This is a genomic window from Paenibacillus lentus (genome assembly GCF_042714055.1).
In the GTDB taxonomy this organism is placed as follows: Bacteria; Bacillota; Bacilli; order Paenibacillales; family Paenibacillaceae; genus Fontibacillus; species Fontibacillus lentus_A.
Genome location: NZ_JBHGVC010000018.1, coordinates 31,519 through 47,062 on the forward strand (window position 1 = coordinate 31,519; position 15,544 = coordinate 47,062).

Below are 15,544 nucleotides of genomic sequence, written 5' to 3' on the forward strand. Positions count from 1 at the left end.
TATGAAAGACGAAAAAATCGAACCCCGCTCAGCTAAACTGCTTAAGGGGGCTGCAGTGCTCGCATTAGCGGCCATAGTGACCAAGCTTCTGGGGACACTGCAGAAAATTCCTCTGCAGAATATCGGGGGAGACGGGGTATTTGGAATTTACAATACCGTTTATCCGTTCTATATGATTATCATTACGCTGGCTACGGCAGGTTTTCCGACAGCGGTCTCCAAGTTTATTGCGGAGCGCCAGGTGCTGGGTACAGAGGCAGGCAAGCGGGCCGTACTACGGATGGCCAGCCTGATTATGGGGCTGCTCGGAGCAGCGGGCTTTGCCCTCCTATATTTCGGAGCTCCGCTGTTGTCACGGGCCATCGGCAGCAGTCAGTTGATTCCGGCTCTGCAGAATGCGGCACCGGCTCTGCTGTTCATTCCGCTAAGCGCTGCATTCCGCGGATATTTTCAAGGATTACAGGAAATGATTCCGACGGCGGTCTCCCAGGTAACGGAGCAAGCGGTGCGCGTAGCGGTAATGATTATTCTGCTTGTCTACTTGACGGGGCTCGGAGCCGCGGATGATGTTATTGCGGGAGGGGCCTTTGCTGGTTCAGCCGCAGGCGGAGCGGCCGGACTCATCGTCATGGTTATTTACTGGATCAACGGCACCCGAGGAAGGGGAAGGGCGGCATCTGACCGAAGGCTGAACGATACGTTAAATTCGGACGAGTCTGAGTCTGTTGGGGTGTCTAATCGTGGGGAGAGCGCACATCGGGAAAAAGGGACGAAGCTGCTCTTATCGATGCTCGCTTATGCGATTCCCGTCTGTCTTGCGGCGCTTGCTGTTCCGCTCATTAGTCTAGTGGATACATTTACGCTTCCGAGACTGCTGCAGAGCAGAGGGGCGGACGAACTGCAAGCGATGGTAGAGGTCGGCATATACAATCGGGGCGTTCCGCTAGTTCAGCTGGTGACGATGCTGGCCTCCTCGCTATCGGTATTGTTTATTCCTGCTTTGACGGAGCTGCGTATGAAGAACGATCGGGAGGGCATCCAGCGGCAGACGATGCTCGCCCTGCGTTGGTTCTGGTTGATCGGCCTCGCGGCATCGGTTGGCCTCGCTTTGCTGGCGAGGCCGATTAATGTCATGCTGTACGAGGACGCCACCGGCAGCGCAACACTGGCGTGGATCGCCTGGACGGCGGCGCCCGGGGCACTCGTCACCGTGAGTGCCGCGCTCCTGCAGGGGCTCGGCCACGTCCGCGCCCCCGCGCTGCATCTGCTCGCCGCCGCAGCGCTCAAGACCGCGCTGAACGCGCTGCTCGTGCCGCCGCTTGGCATCACGGGCGCCGCCATCGCCGGCATCGCCGCCTACGGCACCGCCGCAGCGCTCAACCTCGCGCTGCTCTCGCGGCGCACCGGGCGCGCCCAGCGAGGCGCCCGCACGGCGCTGGCGCTGCTGCGCCCAGTGGCGGCCGTGCTCGCCATGGCGTGCGCCGTGCTGCTCGTGCGCCTGGGCGTGGGCGCGCTGCCGCTGGGCGGCGGGCGCATGGCAGCCCTCGCCGAGAGCTTGCTCGGCGTGGCGGTTGGCACCGCCGTGTTCGCGGCAGCCGTGCTGCGCACCGGGCTGCTGAGCGCGGCTGAGCTGGCGGCACTGCCCCGCGTCTCGCCGCGGCTGGTGGCGGCGCTGCACCGTCTGCGGCTGCTGCGGTAGCGCCGCTGATTCGGCGAGGAGGCGCATGATATTTTTAATGCACGCCTTCCGGTGTTATAGTAGAACAAGATGCTAGAACAGGAGTGTGAAGCCACATGAGCAAAGCGATCATCGTAGTTGGCCTTGGATCGGGGGATCCGGATCAATTGACTCTAGGCATAATGAAACAGTTAAAGACAGCGACAGAGCGATATGTTCGCACGAAGGATCATCCGGTCGTATCCTGGCTTGAAGGCGAGCAAGGTATTGAATTTCAATCTTTTGACTCGGTATATGAGGAGAAGGATAACTTTCCGTCCGTATATGAAGAGATCGCAGCGAAACTGGTAGCAAGGGCACAGCGTGCTGCGGACGACACAACTATACTATATGCGGTTCCGGGACACCCAATGGTCGCCGAAGCAACCGTGCAAATATTGCGGCGTCGCTGTCCAGAAGAAGGAATCGAGCTGCAGGTGCGCGGCGGGGAGAGCTTTTTGGATGAAGCTTTTGTCCGGCTCGGCTTTGACCCTATCGAGGGCTTCCAGCTGTTCGACGCATCTGATGTAGGAGGCATGACGCTGGATCCGCGCATGCATACACTGATTGGCCAAGTGTATGATACCTTTACGGCATCTGACGTGAAGCTTAGCCTCATGGAAATGTACCCCGATGACTACGAAGTGATCGCCTGCCATGCTCTTGGCGTTGAGGGACAGGAGCAAATATTTCGCGTACCGCTTCACGAGCTGGATCACGTGTCCGGGTATGGCAATTTGTCGCTGATTTACATTCCGGCGAGCCAGGATGATCAATTGCGCAACAGAAGCTTTCAGCGCCTGCATGAAATCGTCGCGATTCTGCGGAGCCCGGAAGGCTGCCCTTGGGATCGGGAGCAGACCCATCAGTCTATCCGCAAAAACCTCATTGAAGAAACGTACGAGGTGCTTGAAACGATCGATGATGACGACCCGGATCATATGCGGGAGGAGCTCGGAGATTTACTTCTTCAGGTGATGCTTCATTCGCAAATAGAGGAGGAGACGGGCACCTTTACTGCTTATGACGTGATTCAGGCCTTGAATGAGAAGCTGATCTATCGCCATCCCCACGTCTTTGGTGAGCTGAGTGCCGAAGATGCGGAAGCGGCGCTCGGCAACTGGGAGGCCATGAAGGCCGAGGAGAAGCGAAGCAAGGGCATTCAGCCGGAAGAGCAATCTGCGCTTAGCGGTGTGCCTCGCGATTTGCCCGCCCTGATGAAGGCTTATAAGCTCCAGAAGAAGGCAGCCAAGGCCGGGTTCGATTGGGAGGATATTTCCGGGGTATGGGCCAAAATCGAAGAGGAGCTGGCGGAGCTCAAAGCGTCGGTTCAGCAAGCCGAGTCCGCCGATGAGCAGTCACTGGAACTGGGCGATGTGCTGTTCTCGGTCGTGAATGCCGCTCGTTTTATCGGGGTCGACCCCGAAGAGGCGCTTTCCTTGACGATTCGCAAATTTGTACGGCGCTTCCAGCATGTCGAGCAGAGGCTCAAAGCGGCGGGCAAGACGCCGGCGACGAGCTCCCTTGCTGAAATGGACAAGTACTGGGATGAAGTAAAAGAGCTAGAAAAGCAGTCGTAAAATGGACATTTTGTCTAAATAGCGGTGCTTTTTGGGAAAAAAACAAAAAAAATTATCGCTTTCGGGCAGGATTTTTAAAGTGAAGCAAGAATACTCTTACAAAGGTATGGCGACTTATGGGAGGTATAGACTCCTTTGTACAGCCGTATATCATCATTTCTTTAATTATTGGGAGGCATTATTGATGAACAAAACAGATCTGATCAACAACATTTCCAGCAAAAGCGGCTTGACTAAAAAAGACGTTGAGTCCGTATTGAACGGGTTTCTTGGTGAAATTACTGAAGCTCTCGCTAGCGGAGACAAAGTGCAATTGATCGGCTTTGGCACGTTCGAGACTCGTAAACGTTCCGGACGCACAGGTCGTAACCCGCAAACTGGTAAAACGATCGAAATTCCCGCATCTAACGTTCCAGCTTTCAAAGCGGGCAACAAACTTAAAGAAGCTGTAAAATAATGCGTCTTGATAAGTTCCTGAAAGTGTCGCGGTTGATCAAGCGGCGTACGGTGGCCAAGGATGTTTCCGAGCAGGGCCGGGTTCTCATCAATGGACGTGAGTCCAAGCCAAGCACCTCTGTGAAGGTCGGGGACGAAATTACGATTCAGTTTGGCCAAAAGCTGGTAACTGTACGTGTCGAACGGCTGGCAGAAACCACTCGCAAGGAGGAGGCCTCCACACTGTATACGCTGGTGAAGGAAGAGCCGATTCCAAAGGACAACTTTCTATGAACAATTAGGATTGAAACGAACAAATTACGGCGCCGTCATGGCGCCGTTTTGGTTTTTTAGCAGTTCTATTTAGCAGTTCTAAACCTATACCTCCCTCCATAAGCTATCTGTAAGAAGGAGGGGTACATGCCATGGTGGATCTCAATAAAGGAAAGCATCAGGAAATTCGATTGTTCCAGCGGAAGCTGCTTGAAATTACAGGTGTCCTTAATGTGGAGAGCTTCGATAGCGAGGAGTTCTTGCTTCAAACGGAGCTGGGTCATTTAACGATTCGCGGCCAGAATTTACATATCAAAAATCTGAATTTGGAGCAGGGACTCGTCAGTATCGAGGGCCTTGTCAACTCCTTGTCCTACTTGGATCCCGGCTCTTCACCCGGCGGCAAAGGGCTGCTCGGCAAGCTGTTCCGATGAATTTGGAGATTCAATGGGCGACGCTCCTATGGATGGCAGCCTCCGGGGGGATTTTGGGGATCGCCTTTGACAGCTATCGGGTCGTATCGGGACAACTCCGCTTCCCACGGTGGAGTGTGCATGCTTTAGATTTTGTCTATTGGGTGGCAGCATCGTTGTTCGTGTTCCGCATGTTATACCATAGTAACCAGGGTGAACTGCGTTTCTATGTTTTTTTTGGATTATTTATAGGCGTTTGGATTTATTTTTTGTTCTTAAGTGTTATAACGGCGCGTTTTGTGGTAATGTTAATGAGGATAGTTAAAAAGATTTACCTAGCATCGGTGAGAATATTCAGTATTTTTATTGTAGCGCCGATAATATGGTTATTGAAAGGAATCAAGCTGTTACTTGGCTTTATTTGGGTCATCATGCTGTTTTTGGGGCGGATATCCCTCGTTCCGTTATGGAAGATCATCGCCTGGGCCGCAAGGCCGTTGGTCAGGAAGCTCAGAATCGTAGAAATGGCGATATCCATGCGAGAACGAATAACGGCTTTATGGAAGCGTTGGTTCGGCAAACATTGAGGTCAGGAGGTGCCCTATGCACAAAGCAACTACGTCAGCAAGCTCAAAAACTCAGGCTTCCAATCAAATGGCTGGGGCACGTCGGCGAATTCGGCTGTGGCTGGGTTTCATGATTGTTTTTCTCGGTTGGGCAGGGTATACATACATTTCCCAGTCGGGCGAAATAGGTGTGAAATCTCAGCAGCTGGAGGAACGCAAAGCTTCAATGGCAGCGGCCACGCAGAGCTTGGATCAATTGAAGTACGAAATCAATCGTCTCCAAGACCCCGAATATATAGGACAAATTGCAATGAAGAAGTATGGTCTTTATAAGCCGGGCGAAATTCCGGTTCGTGTTTCCGAGTCACAGGCAGGAAATGACTAATTAAGCAGGACATACGTCTGTTGACCTTGTTTCAGTCATTCGGTATAATCAAATCACCGCAGTCAAGATTTCGAGGCCTGGCTGTATATTTTTAAGGGAGGATCATTTTATTTTATGGCAATTGAAGTGGGCACCAAGTTAGAAGGAAAAGTGACAGGCATCACGCATTTCGGAGCATTTGTGGATCTGTCAGGAGGTGTCACGGGTCTCGTTCACATCTCAGAAATCGCCGACAATTACGTCAAGGATGTTAACGATCACCTGAAGATAGGCGACGCTGTAACTGTTAAGGTTATTAACGTTGACAAGGACGGCAAGATTGGCCTTTCTATTAAACAGGCCGTGGACAAACCGGTAGAGGCAGCTAGACCACCTCGCGCGCCGCGTCCGGATCGTCCTAGCGGAAGAGAGGGAGATCGTCCCGGCGGCGGATTTAACCGTGAACGGGGAGGGCGTTCATTCAAGCCCCCAGCCGGCAAAGCTTCTTTTGAAGATAAAATGTCCCGCTTCCTCAAAGATAGTGAAGAGCGCATTTCTTCGTTGAAGAAGAACACCGAGGGCAAACGCGGAGGCCGCGGAGCCAAGCGTATGTAATTTTGTATATAATGATGCACACCGCAGGCTGAAGGATTAGCCTGCGGTTTTTATATTTTTTTCTAATCAGCCACTCTGAATTTTGCTTAGTACGAGAGTGGTTTTTTTGTCGTCTTCATTTTTTTACCGACAGGTTACTACGCTTTTCCAGCTATCTCAAGGGGAATCGCTAGATCATAAGGACGCTATTTTGCTAGTTTAGTACGAACATAGAAACCCCTCCGGAGCCGCTATGTTAGAACAGGCCTATATTCGCGCCATTTTATAAATCCCTCTCAATTTGTCGGAAATTTCTTTTGATCCGTTCCGGTTTGTGACAAACTTTCCGATGGCATCTCCCTATAATGGGACATACCTTACAAAATTTAGAAGAGGTGGTGCCAGAATGAGGGAAAAATGGAATGTCATCGCTTTCCCGGGATCGCGGAGGGCAACGAAGGAGCAGGTAAGGGAGTCTTGGTGGAGGGGATGGAGCCAAGCGCCTGTACTGAATAAAGCAAGCCAATTCTTTGCAACAAACCGTTGGGCACTGTTAATGATGACGATGAGCTTTTTGCTGGGTAGAGCAACCATTTTGGATGAATTGTCTCCCTTTGCGGCGGCTTTTTTCGCGGTGATGATGTTCCTTCGCCGGGATATCGCTATCCTTGTAGCTTCTTCCATCCTTGCGGGTGCTCTGTTCGGGTCTGGCGAGCACGTTGTAAGCATTGCCGCCGAACTGCTGATCTTTTATTTGATTTACCGGGGGATGGAGTCGTTCGAGCGGGCGGATCTGTCCTACGCCCCTTTAATGGTTTTTACGTCCACCTTTATCGTAGGGCTGTTCGGTGCTGTGATCGGTCCTTCGCTTACATGGTATGCCTTAACCATGACTGTGATGGACGCGGTTTTAAGCTTCGTTTTAACGCTTGTGTTTATGCAAGCGATTCCTATATTCACCTATCGAAAGAAAAACTATCAGCTGCGTAATGAGGAAATATTATGTCTGGTCATCATGCTGGCCTCGGTCATGACCGGCCTGGTCGGATGGGAAATCTACGGATTGTCGGCAGAGCATATTTTATCCAGGTATCTCATCCTGGTATTTGCCTTGGTCGGCGGTGCCTCGTTAGGAGCGTCGGTTGGCGTCGTTACGGGACTGATCCTCAGTTTGGCCAATATGGCAGCGCTGTATCAAATGAGTCTGCTCGCTTTTTCGGGCATGCTGGCAGGCATGATGCGGGAGGGGCGAAAATGGGCTGTCGGCTTTGGCATGCTGCTTGGTTCCTCGATTCTATCGATTTATTTGACCGGCTCAAAGGATATTATCTCCTCGACATGGGAGAGCTGTGCGGCCGTGCTGTTATTCCTTTTAACCCCAGGCAGCGTAATGAGAATGATCGCCAAATATGTGCCAGGCACGCAGGATCATACGAAAACGCAGCATGAATACGCCAAGCGGGTGCGTGATATTACGGCTGAACGGGTGACGCAGTTCTCGCAGGTATTCAAGCAATTGTCCCGCAGCTTTGGACAAGTATCCAGCTCCGGTGACATGGCGAAGCGCAGTGAGGAGATGGATCACTTTATGAATGCAGTCACAGAAGGAGCCTGCTCGACCTGTTACCGCCGGAACAGCTGCTGGGACGGGAAATTCTATCAAACGTATAAATTCATGACCGAAATGATGACTGCGATTGAGGAAAAGCCGGATTTAACGAAACGGGATCTGCCCGCCAATTGGAGCAAAATGTGTACCAAGACAGATCAAGTGCTGGAGCTGATGAAGCGGGAATATGATCTGTACCAACATGATATGCAGTGGAAACGGCAAATATACGATAGCCGGCAGCTCGTGGCCGAGCAATTGTCGGGTGTATCTCAGGTTATGGAGGACTTGGCTAAGGAGATTAAGCGGGAAGGACAGGCGATGTATCGCCAGGAGGAACAGATTCGCGAAGCTTTGGAGAAGCTGGGGCTGTCCATTTACAGTATCGACATTGTGAATTTGGATCAGGGAAATGTGGAGATTGAGATCGTTCATGCCTATACTCGAGGATTTGACGAATGCCGCAAAATTATCGCGCCGCTGTTATCCGATATTCTGGGAGAGCATATCGCGGTAACCGGAGAAAGTGAACGCGGGGGCAAGGAGGGCCTGACGACCGTAACGTTCGGATCGGCTAAAACGTACGAAATTGTCACGGGCGTAGCAGGTACGGCCAAAGGTGGGGATTTGCTATCAGGAGATAGTTTTAGTGCCATGGAGCTTGGCAATGGAACCTTTGCGGTCGCTATCAGCGATGGGATGGGAAATGGAGAAAGGGCGAGGCAGGAGAGCAGCACGGCTCTCAACATCCTGGAGCAGCTGCTGCAATCGGGGATGGATGAGACGATTGCCATAAAGTCGGTAAATTCGATCCTTATGCTGCGTTCTCCAGATGAGGTCTATGCCACGGTCGATATGGCGCTAATCGATGAATATACGGCTAAGACGACGTTTATGAAGATCGGCTCCTCCCCAAGCTTTATCAAAAGGGGCAACGAAGTGATCCCTGTGTCGGCAAGTAATCTGCCGATCGGGATTATTCAAGAGATTGATATCGACCTGGTCACCGTTCAACTGCAACCGGGCGATACCTTGATTATGATGACAGATGGGATCTATGATGCCCCGGGTCATGCCGTCAACAAGGAATTATGGATGAAGCGGCTCATTTTAGAGATTAAGACGGATGAACCGCAGGAAATGGCAGATCATTTGCTGGAATCCGTCATTCGCTACCAGAAAAATGTGATCCAAGACGATATGACCGTCGTGGTAGCCAAGGTAGAGCATTTGCGTCCACAGTGGTCGACTTTGCATATTCCGGGGATTAGCCGGCTTGAGCGCCCCCGTACCGTAAGCTGATAGGGAGGGGCTAGTCTATTTGTTACCGTTGTTTGCAAAAGCTAGAGTGCTTGGGGGAACCAGCGTCTCCTGCGCTATCCCGGATTGCTTCTTTTTACAAGGTGAATGGATCATGTAGTAGCGGTATTTTGATCCGCTTAATTTAGTAGCTACGGAACAGAAAGCGGGAGGTATGGATGTAGGGCAGCCCTGTATCTATACCTTTTTGCGGCTTATCTAAGCTTTTTGACATCAGCAGGAACGCTGTGGGGTGTGCTTATTCTCTTATTATTGGTTATAGAGGAATTCGGTTGAAATGCGCATGCACGTGGTTTGAATTCCGAGATCTCTGGAAATGATAGAGAGAGAGAGAATGGAAGGGGGCATATGCTAATGCGACAAATTATGCTAATCACGGATGGTTGCTCTAATGTAGGTGAAAGTCCGGTTCTGGCGGCGGCCCTGGCTCGGCAAGAGGGAATAACGGTTAACGTTGTAGGTATCGTTGATTATGGAACGATCGGTGAGTTGGGAAGCCAGGAGATTTCGGAGATTGCCAGGGCGGGAGGCGGAATGAGCCAGCTTACCGCAACGGAGCGCCTTGCGCAGACGATGCAAATGCTTACGCGCAAGACGGTGGTTCAGACAGTTCAGCAGGCGGTTAATAGAGAGTTGAGACATATACTGGGAAGTGACGGCATTGAGGATTTGCCGCCCGATAAGCGTTCGCGCGTCGTCGAAGTGATCGATGATTTTAGTGAAAGCAGTCCCCTGCAGGTTGCATTGCTTATTGATGCAAGCGCGAGCATGAAGCCTAAGCTTGCGGCGGTGGAGGAGGCGATCCGTGACATGATGCTTAGTCTGGGAGCAAGGAAGGGGCAAAGCCAATTAGCTGTTTTTCATTTTCCGGGATCTAGAGGCGAGGATGCCGTACTGGATCTGGATTGGACGCTCGACCTTGGAAGCGCCAGATCGATTTTTCAGCGATTGGTCATGAAGGGGGCGACGCCTACCGGTCCAGCGATCAAGAAGGTGATGGAATTCTTCCGTTATGGTACACTGGATGGAAACGGAAAAGTGGCTTGGCCGGAGGAATCCGATGAAGGAGAAGGAATGCTCGGTGACTACGTCGTTTAAGCTGAATCTGCCGCAGGGTACGCTCATCACCGGACGCTGGAAGGGCGGCCGATACCTCATTCAGCGCCTGCTGGGACAGGGAGCTAATGGGGTCGTGTATTTGGTAAAGCAGGTGGATAGCGCTAGACTGTACGCACTTAAGATGGGTTTTGATACGGTGGATATTCAGTCTGAAATTAATGTGCTAAAAGCCTTGCAGCGCCAAGGAAGACGGCATGGTTCTATTAAACGGGATCTCGCTTATCTGGTAGAGGTAGACGATTATTCTCTCCAGGGCAAGGAGATTCCTTTCTACGTGATGAGATACATAAAAGGAGAACCTTTGCGGGCTTTTTTAGGTAGAAGGGGAACCCGCTGGATGGATGCAGCCGGCTTGAACTTGCTTCAGCAGCTGCGTCGTTTGCACGAATCCGGCTGGGTATTCGGTGATTTGAAGCCGGAGAATGTGCTGGTAGGGGCTTACGGAGAAGTAGAGCTGATTGATTATGGCGGCGTCAGCAGTATTGGCCGCAGCGTCAAGCAATTCACCGAATGGTATGACCGGGGCTTCTGGAATGCCGGCGGCCGCACGGCAGAGCCTTCTTATGACTGGTTCAGCTTTGCCGTCGTTTGCATCCATCTGCTTTCGGAGCGATCCCTGAAGCATGCGGCAACACAGCTGCCGCAGATGAGAAGCAAAGATGATTTGCTGGCCATCGTCCATACGGCTCCTTCACTCGAGCCCTACAGGCCATGGCTGAAGAGGGCGATTCAAGGAGAGTTCCGCGATACGTCGGAGGCTTGCTTATTATGGAGAGAACTTATCATGGCTCCCAAGCAGGGAGTAAAGAAGAAGGCTTCAACCCCACGATGGATTATTAGCGCATTCGCGGTGTCTGTTACATTGCTGATTTATGCGCTTTATTTGGCCTTTCGGTTCTGACTATTGCAGTTTTGGGAATAAATCAGTTGTGAGGTGGGAGACATTGGATGATTACAGCATGTATCCCCTGGTAGAACGGGTTCGCCGCATCGGGGAGGAGGGGCGGTTGTGGTCTCCCGGAGATTGTATCGTTGTCGCCGTGTCCGGAGGATCTGACTCCGTCGCTTTGCTTCATATATTGCATGCGATAGCCTCCCGTACGGAACAGGGTTTCTCGCTTGTATGTGCCCATATCAATCACGGATTTCGACCTGAAGAATCCCGGGAGGAAGCCGAATTTGTGGAGGGGCTGGCCAAGCGGCTTGATGTGCCCTTTGAGTTAGGGAACCTCGATGTCCCTGCTTACATGGAGCAATCGGGAAAAGGAACGCAGCTTGCGGCCCGGGAGAAGAGGTACGAATATCTTCATGCGGTGGCCGAGAAATATGGGGCAGCCTCCATTGCCCTTGCCCATCATGCAGATGATCAAGCGGAGACGGTGATGATGCGTATTTTGCGCGGAAGCGGTCCGTCCGGGCTTGCGGGAATGCGCATGAAGCGGCGTGAGGATAACGTGAACCTGATCCGTCCCTTGCTGCGAATTTATAAGGCCGAGATCCTGCAGGCTTGCCAGGATTCAGGGATTCCTTATCGCATGGATAGCAGCAATCTTCAAAATAAGTATGCACGAAATGCAATTCGTTTGGATGTGCTGCCATTTTTGGGGCAATATAATGGACAGTTGGCAGAGTCGTTGAATCGACTGGCCGAGACGCTTGGCGAAGAAGATGATTATATGCAGCAAGCGACCCACCAGGCTTATCAGGAGCTGGTCACTTCGAAAGATGAAGGTTTAGTCTTTCAAATCGGGCCGTTTACCTCCTTACATGCCGCTTTACAACGGAGGTTGATTAAACTAATATTAAATTATCTGCCTTTCGGCATAGAAGAAAGCGATTTTATCAAGATCGAACGTGTCCGTCAAGGGGCGATTCAAAGCTCCCCCACGACATGGAGTCTTGATCTTGGAGGTGGGCTGCAGTGTGTTCGTGAATACGACACCATCAGGTTTATACCTAATGCAGCGGGGGGGAACAAGAGCCTTCGCTATACATACCGCGTGGACAGGGTTCCAGCGGAGGTTACTATTCAAGGTTTAGGTACCAACCTGTTGTTTACGCAGACCGCGGCCGGGCAAGATGCTATGAGTACGATGGCGCACGGTAAGGACAGAGCGGTATTTGATGCGGATAAGCTGGTTTATCCGCTTACAGTGCGTTCCCGTCAGCCGGGAGACATGATGAAAGTGAAGGGGCTAAACGGTACTAAAAAAGTCAAAGATATTTTCATCGACGAGAAAATACCTCCCTCTCTCCGTTCCCGTATTCCTATAGTCACCGATGGTCAGGGTCAGATTCTATGGATTCCCGGCATTCGGAGATCCTCGATAGCCGCGGTTGGACAACATACGTCCTCCGTCGTGCTGATAACTATGGATAGGAACAGTGAGTAATAGCATCGGGTTATCGCCGGGTTATGGCATTCATAGTATAACGTAGGAGGTCTACTTATTTTGCACAACGACATTAAAGAAGTTTTGATTACCCGGGAACAGATTCAGGACAAAGTAGTAGAACTGGGCAAGCGTCTTAGTGAAGAGTATACGGGACGCAATCCGCTCGTCATTTGCATTCTGAAAGGCGCTTTTATTTTTATGGCGGATCTCGTTAAAGAAATTACAGTACCGCTTGAGCTTGATTTCATGGCTGTATCCAGCTACGGCGCATCCACAAAATCGTCTGGCGAAGTCAAGATTATTAAGGATCTGGACAATTCCGTAGAGGGACGCGACATTCTGATCGTCGAGGATATTATCGATAGCGGCCTGACGCTCAGCTATTTGGTGGATGTTTTGGAACGTCGCAAGGTGAAGTCCGTAAAGATCGTTACCCTGTTCGATAAGCCGGCAGGTCGTACGGTTGATTTGGAAGCGGATATGTCCGGGTTTGTGCTTCCTGACGAGTTCGTCGTCGGTTATGGGCTGGATTATGCGGAGCAATATCGTAACCTTCCTTATATCGGAGTGTTAAAGCCAGAAGTGTACAAGAGCTAAAGCCTATAGCTGGCCTTTGGCCGAACATCGCCTGCGACTTTTTTGATAATGAGTAAGGGACTATGGTAAAATAACTTAAGTTGTTTTGAGAGGAGGCAGGGGATGAATCGGTTCATCCGGAATTCTGGTTTTTATTTAATACTTTTCTTAGTCGTGGTGGGCATCGTCCAAATCGTTACCGGCTCTAATGAAACGGCCGACACCCCTAGATATGATCAATTACGTCAGCAATTGAAGGCTGACAACGTCGATGAAATTACAGGGAAATTTGACGGTTACGCTTATTTGGTAACCGGTAAATATAAGCAAGCCGTCGGAGATAGCAAAACGACGAATTTCACGACCTATATTCCTTACGACCCGAATGTCTTGAAGGAAATCACGGATCTAAGCGAACAGAACGGCTTCCATTTGAACTGGAAGAAGATGCAGGAGCAGAGCATCTGGCTCACGTTCTTGACCTCTCTGTTACCGCTTGCGATTATGTTCATTCTGTTCTTCTTCCTATTTAACCAGGCCCAGGGCGGCGGCGGCAAAGTGATGAACTTTGGCAAGAGCAAGGCACGCCTGTATAACGATGAGAAGAAGAAGGTTACATTCGAGGATGTGGCCGGGGCGGATGAAGAGAAGCAGGAGCTTGTCGAGGTTGTCGAGTTCTTGAAGGATCCGCGCAAGTTCTCTGCGGTTGGGGCACGAATTCCGAAGGGCGTATTGCTCGTAGGGCCTCCGGGTACCGGTAAAACGTTGCTCGCTCGTGCTGTAGCAGGTGAAGCTGGCGTACCATTCTTTAGCATTTCCGGATCCGACTTCGTAGAAATGTTCGTCGGGGTGGGTGCTTCCCGGGTGCGTGACTTGTTCGAAAATGCGAAGAAATCGGCTTCTTGTATTATTTTTATCGATGAGATCGATGCCGTCGGTCGTCAGCGGGGCGCTGGACTTGGCGGCGGTCATGACGAGCGGGAGCAGACGCTCAATCAGTTGCTCGTAGAAATGGATGGATTCGGGGCTAATGAAGGCATCATCATCATCGCTGCAACGAACCGTCCTGATATTCTTGATCCGGCGCTGCTGCGTCCGGGACGTTTTGACCGTCAAATCACGGTAGATCGTCCGGATGTGAAAGGCCGTGAGGCAGTACTGAAGGTGCATGCACGCAACAAGCCGCTGACGAATGATGTTCGGCTGGATATTATTGCGAAGCGCACGACAGGCTTTACAGGCGCCGATCTGGCGAACCTGTTGAATGAAGCAGCGCTTTTGGCTGCACGTCGAAATCGCAAGGATATTTCGATGAGAGAAGTGGATGAAGCGATCGATCGCGTTATCGTGGGTACAGAGAAGCGCAGCCGCGTGATCAGCGACCGCGAGAAACGGATCGTAGCATACCATGAAGCAGGCCATACGATTGTCGGCTACTTCCTGGAGCATGCGGATATGGTTCACAAGGTAACGATTATTCCGCGTGGCCGGGCTGGCGGCTATGTCATCATGCTTCCGAAGGAAGATCGGATGCTTGTCACGAAGCAGGAGCTGCTCGACAAGGTAACGGGTCTCCTTGGCGGCCGTGTTGCCGAAGAGCTGTTCATCGGTGAGATCGGTACCGGTGCTTATAGTGACTTCCAGCAAGCAACCAGCATCGTGCGCAGCATGATTGTTGAATACGGGATGAGTGAGAAGCTCGGACCGATGCAGTTTGGCACATCGCAAGGCCAAGTATTCCTGGGCCGCGACATCGGCCATGAACAGAACTATAGTGATCAAATCGCTTATGAAATCGATCAGGAGATGCACCGCTTCATTACGGAAATGTATGAACGTTGTAAGCAGCTTCTGACCGAGCACTCCAAAGAAGTGCATCTTATCGCGCAAACCTTGCTTGAGAAGGAGACGCTGGAGCTGGAGCAAATTAAGCAATTGATCGAGCACGGGAAATTGCTTGAGCCTGAAGAGGGTGGCGAAGGCAGCGGCGGATCAACGGAGTCTGGCGAGCCAGTCGTTGATAATATCGGCGATGTACGCGTTCGTATCCAAGGCAAGCCTGAGGATGGTTCTCCTACTGCGTCAGGCATTCCGACGGGCGACATCCCTAATGACGTGCCTGGCGGATCGGCGAATGACATAACGAGCGATCCAGTCGTAGATACACCGGACGGAACGGTGAATGATTTACCGGACGGTAACCGTCCTGACGGAGACGATCCAGATAAAGGCTCCGGGAACAACGGAAATAACAATCCGACCGTCTAATCGGAATACGTAAGTGAATCAGGGCAGCCCCTATGTAGATATTTTACTAGGGGTTGTCCTTTTTTTGCTGAATGCTTATGGTCAGTTAAGATTAACTAGAAATTGGTTATTAATCTTTAAATTTAATACATTGTGGATTCAGGTCGATTGACAGCGATACACACCTTGTGTAAATTAGTTGTTGAACACCGTAATGTGACAATGAAGTGAAACATCGGTTTTACGCAAATAAGAACGTACCGAATTTCACATCCTTGGCCAGCTTTCATGACGAGCAACGTGAAATTTTATACGTTCTCCAATGTTATAGTGTC

At 51.2% G+C, this 15,544-nt stretch carries 14 protein-coding genes; all 14 read left to right on the forward strand.

Going from position 1 to position 15,544, the window contains the following annotated elements:
* Position 1 precedes the first annotated feature (1 nt).
* The 14 genes from ACE3MQ_RS25400 (at position 2) to ftsH (ending at position 15,230) form a co-directional block, all read left to right on the forward strand.
* The gene (locus ACE3MQ_RS25400) at positions 2–1,699 is read left to right on the forward strand and encodes a putative polysaccharide biosynthesis protein (RefSeq protein ID WP_379398112.1); all 1,698 of its coding nucleotides are present in this window, start codon (positions 2–4) and stop codon (positions 1,697–1,699) included.
* Between the two features lie 95 nt (positions 1,700–1,794).
* Positions 1,795–3,297: a bifunctional methyltransferase/pyrophosphohydrolase YabN gene (gene yabN, locus ACE3MQ_RS25405; RefSeq protein WP_379398064.1), complete on the forward strand. Its 1,503-nt coding sequence runs from the start codon at positions 1,795–1,797 to the stop codon at positions 3,295–3,297.
* 184 nt (positions 3,298–3,481) lie between these two features.
* Positions 3,482–3,754: an HU family DNA-binding protein gene (locus ACE3MQ_RS25410; RefSeq protein ID WP_110930517.1), complete on the forward strand. Its 273-nt coding sequence runs from the start codon at positions 3,482–3,484 to the stop codon at positions 3,752–3,754.
* The gene (locus ACE3MQ_RS25415; protein WP_125081651.1) at positions 3,754–4,026 is read left to right on the forward strand and encodes an RNA-binding S4 domain-containing protein; all 273 of its coding nucleotides are present in this window, start codon (positions 3,754–3,756) and stop codon (positions 4,024–4,026) included. Before ACE3MQ_RS25410 ends, ACE3MQ_RS25415 begins: the two co-directional genes overlap by 1 nt.
* Positions 4,027–4,157: 131 nt before the next feature.
* Positions 4,158–4,439: a sporulation protein YabP gene (gene yabP / locus ACE3MQ_RS25420; RefSeq protein ID WP_379398067.1), complete on the forward strand. Its 282-nt coding sequence runs from the start codon at positions 4,158–4,160 to the stop codon at positions 4,437–4,439.
* A complete protein-coding gene (gene yabQ, locus ACE3MQ_RS25425) occupies positions 4,436–5,005 on the forward strand; it encodes a spore cortex biosynthesis protein YabQ (RefSeq protein WP_379398069.1) in 570 nt (189 codons plus the stop codon). Before yabP ends, yabQ begins: the two co-directional genes overlap by 4 nt.
* Positions 5,006–5,021: 16 nt before the next feature.
* Positions 5,022–5,369, forward strand: coding sequence for an FtsB family cell division protein (locus tag ACE3MQ_RS25430; RefSeq protein WP_379398071.1), 348 nt, complete (start codon positions 5,022–5,024; stop codon positions 5,367–5,369).
* Positions 5,370–5,483: 114 nt separating this feature from the next.
* The gene (locus tag ACE3MQ_RS25435; RefSeq protein WP_379398073.1) at positions 5,484–5,963 is read left to right on the forward strand and encodes a S1 domain-containing RNA-binding protein; all 480 of its coding nucleotides are present in this window, start codon (positions 5,484–5,486) and stop codon (positions 5,961–5,963) included.
* 385 nt (positions 5,964–6,348) lie between these two features.
* The gene (gene spoIIE, locus ACE3MQ_RS25440; protein ID WP_379398075.1) at positions 6,349–8,853 is read left to right on the forward strand and encodes a stage II sporulation protein E; all 2,505 of its coding nucleotides are present in this window, start codon (positions 6,349–6,351) and stop codon (positions 8,851–8,853) included.
* Between the two features lie 372 nt (positions 8,854–9,225).
* A complete protein-coding gene (locus ACE3MQ_RS25445; protein WP_379398077.1) occupies positions 9,226–9,969 on the forward strand; it encodes a vWA domain-containing protein in 744 nt (247 codons plus the stop codon).
* Positions 9,953–10,891 carry a serine/threonine protein kinase gene (locus ACE3MQ_RS25450; RefSeq protein WP_379398114.1) on the forward strand — a complete coding sequence of 313 codons (939 nt, stop codon included), beginning with the start codon at positions 9,953–9,955 and terminating at the stop codon, positions 10,889–10,891. The genes ACE3MQ_RS25445 and ACE3MQ_RS25450 overlap by 17 nt, the downstream gene beginning before the upstream one ends.
* 58 nt (positions 10,892–10,949) lie before the next feature.
* Entirely contained in the window at positions 10,950–12,383 is a 1,434-nt protein-coding gene (gene tilS, locus ACE3MQ_RS25455) for a tRNA lysidine(34) synthetase TilS (protein ID WP_379398116.1), read from the forward strand.
* 60 nt (positions 12,384–12,443) lie between these two features.
* Positions 12,444–12,983: a hypoxanthine phosphoribosyltransferase gene (gene hpt, locus ACE3MQ_RS25460; RefSeq protein ID WP_379398079.1), complete on the forward strand. Its 540-nt coding sequence runs from the start codon at positions 12,444–12,446 to the stop codon at positions 12,981–12,983.
* Between the two features lie 102 nt (positions 12,984–13,085).
* Positions 13,086–15,230: an ATP-dependent zinc metalloprotease FtsH gene (gene ftsH / locus ACE3MQ_RS25465; protein WP_379398081.1), complete on the forward strand. Its 2,145-nt coding sequence runs from the start codon at positions 13,086–13,088 to the stop codon at positions 15,228–15,230.
* The last annotated feature ends 314 nt before the right edge of the window (positions 15,231–15,544 follow it).